Raw genomic sequence first — 6051 nt, forward strand, 5'->3', positions numbered from 1 at the left:
TAGCACTGAAATGATGATAACGACAGATATGGCTAACATCCATTATGCGTTAAGCGCATATTTAATTGGGAAATAACACAGCAGTAACGCCGTTATAAAAACAACTGCAGCGGCGTAGCGCGGGTAACGATTCACCAAAACAGGTTGCTGTTTAAATAATTGGTCAATACCGAATTGTAATTTTGTATTCATATCAGCACTAACACCAAACGTTTTGAGAAGATAAGATCATTGGCGTTTCTCTTCGATTAGCTCAATCATGGTGGACCAACTTATGGGTTTAGATAAGTAATATCCTTGATATGAATCGCACTGTCGATGCTTTAGATAGTCGAGTTGCTGACTGTTTTCAACCCCCTCAGCGACGACGTTCAAATTGTATAAATGAGCGAGTGATAAAATTACATCGACCATCTTACCTTGATCAATACCTGAGTTATCTATGTTTGAGGTAAATGAACGGTCTATTTTTAATGTATCTACAGGAAAGTTGCGCAGTTGACTGAAGGCGGTATAACCGGTACCGAAATCATCGAGCGCGACACTAAACCCATACGCTTTGGTTTGCTTAATAATATCGATTGACGTTTGATCAAAATCGACGAGTGCCGTTTCGGTTAACTCAAACTCAATTTGTCGTGGATCAACTCCTTCCTCAAGCGCCATTTTGTGAGCCATGGTTGCAAAGTGTTTATTTTTAAGTTGTTGAGACGAAATGTTAATGGCTAATGAAAATGTTTCGGTATGATTCAACACACTTTGTTTTAGTGTCTTGAAAGCTTTTCTAATCACCATTTCATCCAACTGATGAATTAGCCCATGCTCTTCCGCAATGGGAATGTAAATGTCGGGCGTGTAACTTGAAAGTGCATCATTATGCGTGCGGATCAGCGCTTCCGCCCCTGTAATATTACTGCCTGTTGGTCCATAAACCGGCATGAATACTAAGTAAAACTCGTCTTTTAGCAGCGCATTTTTTAATAGCTCAACAACGTGAAGCTTTTCTTGTACTGCTTTTGCAAGCTTAGAAGAGTAAAAGCGGGTTTGATTCTTTGATGCTTTCTTTGCTTCATACATGGCGATATGTACTTCTTTAATAACCTGCTCATATGAAAATGCGCTCGAACGAGTTGTTAGGCCAACACAAGCATCTACGCTCAGCGAAACCCCCTGTATACAATCAATATTATTTACGCAGTTTAACAATTTAGGACTAATTGATTTAATAAGTGTGTAAGGTATGACTCCATAAATGCCGACGATAAATTCGTCTCCAGCAACGCGAGACAAGACTATACCTTTATCACCTGCTCTCAGAGGGTTGATCTGCTCTTCAATTTTACTGGCAATCTCTTGTAATAAATAATCGCCAAAAGAGTGGCCATATTGATCGTTAACATGTTTAAAGTTGTCAACGCCAAGGCATAAAAATAGCAAATGGTTGTTGCGACTGATGCGCGCCTCTTTTTCTTTTAGCCAGGATATGAGCTTTCGGCGGTTGTATAACCCCGTTAAATGATCACTTTTGGCAATGTGTCTAAGTTGCGTTTGATGATATTCGACTTTCTTTGCATATAAAAAACTGATCACCACGGTAATCATAATGGGCACCAGTGTTCTTATTGCAGTTTCGTAATCGAGATGTTTTAAAGAAGCAATTAACGCAAATGTACACAGTGCTGTACTGACGATGATGGCAACTTTTGCCTTGTAGTAATAAATATATCCCGCCACCACAGGGAATATATAAATGATGCCACGGCTGCCCAGTTCATAACATGCCGCAATCACAGATAAGGAAAGTAGCGCGATGAATAGATCATTGTGTATATGTTGCAACTGGTTATTTTTATACTTAACAAGAATAAAGGTAATCGCGATCACATTAATAATTGAAATAGAGGCAATGATTAGGTTGCCTCTAAGAATATGAAAAGCGGCATAAAAAATAAAACACACAAAACCGATGAAGTAAAAATACTTATTAAAAGGGACGCATTTATGCATAGAGTACCAATACTGAATTTGAACAGCTTAACACTAGCTAAAGTATTGGATGATAACAAGAAAAGTTAGTACCCAATAAAGTTAACTTATTGATATTAATATTAATGATTTTAAACGGAGCTTTAACTCTATTGTTAAACAACTTAGTGTTGGTGTATTAATAAAACTGCTTTAATTCTTTGCTTCGCACAAGTCACTAATCTATTGAAGGCCATCAGCTTACAAATTTAGAGTCTGCTCAGTGTTTCTTTAAACTAGAGTATTAGCTTTATTATGTAGATAAAAATAAACGGCCGTAACATTAAGTATGCCTTTACTGCATTTTTGCAAATTAGTTAAAAATATATTTGTTAGTTCCGAAAACTCCACTAAAGTATATTGTATGCAAATAATCATTTCTCAAAAGAGGTATTTGTATGTTTTCAGTTTATTAATGACAGCGCTGTCTTGGTGGGCTGAGTTTTATTTAAAACAATATGTAGAGGAAAAAATGGATATTTTTAATAAAAAGCACTTAAGTGCCTGTATCTTGCTGGGCCTATGTACAAACGCATTTGCGGTAAAAACAATAAGTAATGAGCAGTATCAACAATTGCTACCACAACAAGCGAATGCAGTAGATTATACAATATCATTAGCAGATAAAGTGACGGTTAATTACCACTGCGAGATCATTGAGACGCCCGACGGAGGTTACGATATTGATCGTGAGGGGTGTAATAAGCCTGGTCAATTTTATAGCATTGATTGGAAGGGGGAGTTTGGCACAATAATTAACTTATCAATAAAAGATAAACCTTCTTCAGCAACAATGATAGAGCACAAATTGTGGGCATTGGCTTTTGCCCACGCGAGTGCGTCAAGTCGAGTACAAATGCAATATGGCTTAAGAAAGGGAGCAAGTGGTACATTCGATTTAACAAAGCCGTTTGCAACGGGTGAGCGTTTCGGAGACTATTTTGACAGACAGATGAACCCCAATTACTTTGTATCAAAAGGTTTGCAAGAAAGTTCCTTAGGCAAGGATTTACCTGCTGGGGTGGATGAGGATGATGGTGTACTACAAATTGAATATCCTGGTAGCGCATGGGCAGAATTACAGGGTGTAGTGGGCGGTGGCTTTCCATTACCTTATAAAGACTTAGAACCACAAACGGTACTAAGTTCACACACGGGACCTGCACGCAATATACTTGGGTCTTCCATAAGCAGTGGTTTTTACAATGGCTCTGCGTTAGCGATTGTAAGTGGCTCTTTACCATGGAATCAGGGTTCGGACTCGTCGCAAGACTCTATGCACTTATTCATTCAACAGTCAAAAGATGCTGATGCTTTATCTATGCTAATGTCTTTTATGTACAATCGTGGTCCTTATGCTGCAAAAGACCAAGTGCTGCGCACTCAAGAGATATTTGACCATTGTGTCGGTATTGCAGAAGACCTTGAAGATGACTGGACATGCTTTCAAAAGCAAAATGACTTTGGCGCACGTTATATTAGACAAATTCCAGATGTGACAAATACCCTAACACTTGCGGCTAAGCACTCTGCGACAAGTTATGATACCGACTTAAGTTGGTCTGATGTGAGTAACTACTTGGATGTTCTTGAAGCATATGGGTTTTATTCTGCTGCTATAACCGCGAAAGCAAAGGCTGCGGCTCAGCAGAGCTTTGATACACTCAGTAGCAATGGGGTTATTTCATATCGTACTGACTTTGGTAAAGTGCTAGAACAAATAATTGTTAACTTGCCCATTTATGAGCTTGGTGAGGGAGGCCCATACGATGAACTTGGCAAAAAGCAGTTTTATTTATATAACGAGTATTCAGGTACTAGTTTGGTAGCGACCAGCAATGAAGCTGGGCAAGCCGATGTAAATGAATTCGTGTTAGCAAAAAACAGAGTTGCTGTTGATATTAATGGCGCTTTCACGCAATTAAAAACCAGCGATGGTGTAGCTGATTGTACTGCTCAGGCAAACACCGCATTACAAGCACTAAAGGCATCAACAGACGAAGCTTACGTTTCTCTGAGCGCTCAAATAACATTTACTATCAATGACTCGGGGGCATGTACGTTTGAGAGTGGTCCGCATACTCCTCCACCACAGGTTAAAGATGGCTATTGGGATGCAAGTAAGCTCTACAACGACCCCGGTAATATTGTAATCGATGATATTGACTGTTTTGAATATACAAACGCTTGGTATGTTGTAGGTGGGATGTCACCTAGCAAGGCGTATAGCGCTGATGAATGGGGGGTTTGGAGGAAATCATCGGCGTTGCCAAACAGTACTTGCTTGAGTGATAAATAGCCTATCCTCCGAGAGCATTGGCTACACCGACCCTGATAGCTTTTATTAGTTACTGCTATAGATAACTACAATCCGTTGTTTTTAAGGGTTACTGTATAACTATTTGCGTTAAGTTCACAAAGACAAATTATAAGCCGCTCGTAGAATGTAGCGGCTTTTTTAATACGTTTTGGTATATGTCAGAATGCCAAAGACGGCTCTAGCTAATTTAAATTCAGGGAAGGCTTTTGTCGAAAAATGGGTAAGCTATTATTAAAAACAATGTATATTATGGTCGATGTATGGGGGAAAACCCACGCAAGTAAGAAAACCATGAGAATAATGAACGAGTTAAATAGGGTGAATCTTGAAACAAAATATTATGCACATAGCACTCGTCGTGGATGATTACGATGAAGCAATTGAGTTTTATGTTAACAAGCTGAAGTTTGATCTAATCGAAGACACATATCAAGCGGAACAAAATAAGCGCTGGGTCGTTGTTGCGCCACCAAACTCCACAGGTACAGCACTACTATTGGCTAAAGCATCTAAACCGAGGCAGAAAGCATTTATTGGCGACCAAGCTGGTGGTAGGGTATTTCTGTTTTTGAATACGGATGATTTTTGGCGAGACTATGAACACATGGTATCAATTGGTATTCGCTTTATCCGGCCTCCGGCACAGCAAGATTATGGCACTGTTGCGGTTTTTGAAGACTTATATGGTAATTTATGGGATTTACTTCAGCTTAATGAAGACCACCCAATGATGTTAAGAACCCGTGACTAACACATTGGAAGTTCAAAGTTTATAATAGAACGTTCGACATATAACGTTTGCACTACACAAATGCACTCATCAGAATATATTTAACCTTGAAATTGACGTACAATGCCTGCCTCGCAGTCAACGTAGATAGTTATGTCTATATCGGTTAAGAATATTCCAGAACCTGAACCTACTTGCGCAACATGTAAAGCATGCTGTTGTCGATTAGAAGTGATGGTTATTAGCGACACAGGCGTACCTGCGCAGCACCTAAGTATTGATAAATGGGGCGCAGAAACTATGAAGCGTTTAGCGGACGGTTGGTGTTCAGCACTCGACAGAGAAACGTTTATGTGTACGATTTATGAGAATCGCCCCTGGATCTGCCGTGAATTTGAAATGGGATCGTATGAGTGCAAAGATGAAAGAGCGGAGTTTATGGAGCAGTCAAATTGATATGTCGTAGTGCTTGAAAGTAATTTCAAACTATTCAAGTTAATTAATACTTAATAAGGAGACCCTGTAAAAGGTTTTGTTGAGTGTATAGTCGTATCATAGTATGTTCCTAATTAATACTCTGACTTAAAGGAATGCTACGATGCAGGCGAAATTAGTTTATTTCAAGTTAATGGCAGTAATGGTCTTTATACTGCAAACTTTTATTCAAAATACTTATGCAAACTCGGGTGATCCAGTGCCAATTTTTAAATTCTCAGGGATTGGTATCGTGAAAGATTTCATACATATAGAACATTACTCAGACTCTATTAATGAGATCACTATAATAGACACGAATGATGGCTTCGATTTTGTTTCTTTTTTAAAAGAGAATGGCAATGAATATCAAGTAGCTGAGCGCATTCTATTAAATGGCAGTGTTGTTAGCCATGTCGTATTACAACACCCAGAAACAAGTAACTCACTTGTTGCGGTTGTAACGAATTCTGGTCAGCTATTAATCATCGACGTAATAACC

At 38.9% G+C, this 6051-nt stretch carries 6 protein-coding genes; 4 read left to right on the plus strand and 2 right to left on the minus strand.

The window, feature by feature from the left end; translation table 11 throughout:
• Positions 1–42: 42 nt before the first annotated feature.
• Positions 43–192, minus strand: coding sequence for a hypothetical protein (locus J8L97_RS09145; RefSeq protein ID WP_211048945.1), 150 nt, complete (start codon positions 190–192; stop codon positions 43–45).
• Positions 193–228: 36 nt separating this feature from the next.
• On the minus strand, positions 229–2007 hold the full coding sequence (locus J8L97_RS09150) for a bifunctional diguanylate cyclase/phosphodiesterase (RefSeq protein WP_211048947.1): 1779 nt from the start codon (positions 2005–2007) through the stop codon (positions 229–231).
• 382 nt (positions 2008–2389) lie between these two features.
• On the opposite strand from J8L97_RS09150, the gene J8L97_RS09155 reads away from it, so the two are divergent.
• The 4 genes from J8L97_RS09155 to J8L97_RS09170 all read left to right on the plus strand — a co-directional run.
• Complete coding sequence (locus J8L97_RS09155; RefSeq protein ID WP_211048949.1) at positions 2390–4324, plus strand: hypothetical protein; 1935 nt, start codon at positions 2390–2392, stop codon at positions 4322–4324.
• A gap of 346 nt (positions 4325–4670) precedes the next feature.
• Positions 4671–5096, plus strand: a complete 426-nt coding sequence (locus J8L97_RS09160) for a VOC family protein (RefSeq protein WP_210994939.1) — start codon at positions 4671–4673, stop codon at positions 5094–5096.
• Positions 5097–5228: 132 nt separating this feature from the next.
• The gene (locus J8L97_RS09165; protein WP_211048951.1) at positions 5229–5531 is read left to right on the plus strand and encodes a YkgJ family cysteine cluster protein; all 303 of its coding nucleotides are present in this window, start codon (positions 5229–5231) and stop codon (positions 5529–5531) included.
• A gap of 142 nt (positions 5532–5673) precedes the next feature.
• Positions 5674–6051: hypothetical protein (locus J8L97_RS09170; RefSeq protein ID WP_211048953.1), on the plus strand; the 378-nt coding region annotated here is incomplete at its 3' end.

Origin of the sequence: Pseudoalteromonas sp. MMG012 (assembly GCF_018100875.1) — a bacterium.
In the GTDB taxonomy this organism is placed as follows: Bacteria; Pseudomonadota; Gammaproteobacteria; order Enterobacterales; family Alteromonadaceae; genus Pseudoalteromonas; species Pseudoalteromonas aurantia.

Bases quoted from the DNA above. Each gene is read 5' to 3' on its own strand.
- J8L97_RS09150 (WP_211048947.1), bottom strand. From the start codon at position 2,007: ATGCATAAATGCGTCCCTTTTAATAAGTATTTTTACTTCATCGGTTTT.
- J8L97_RS09165 (WP_211048951.1), top strand. From the start codon at position 5,229: ATGTCTATATCGGTTAAGAATATTCCAGAACCTGAACCTACTTGCGCA.
- J8L97_RS09155 (WP_211048949.1), top strand. From the start codon at position 2,390: ATGCAAATAATCATTTCTCAAAAGAGGTATTTGTATGTTTTCAGTTTA.
- J8L97_RS09145 (WP_211048945.1), bottom strand. From the start codon at position 192: ATGAATACAAAATTACAATTCGGTATTGACCAATTATTTAAACAGCAA.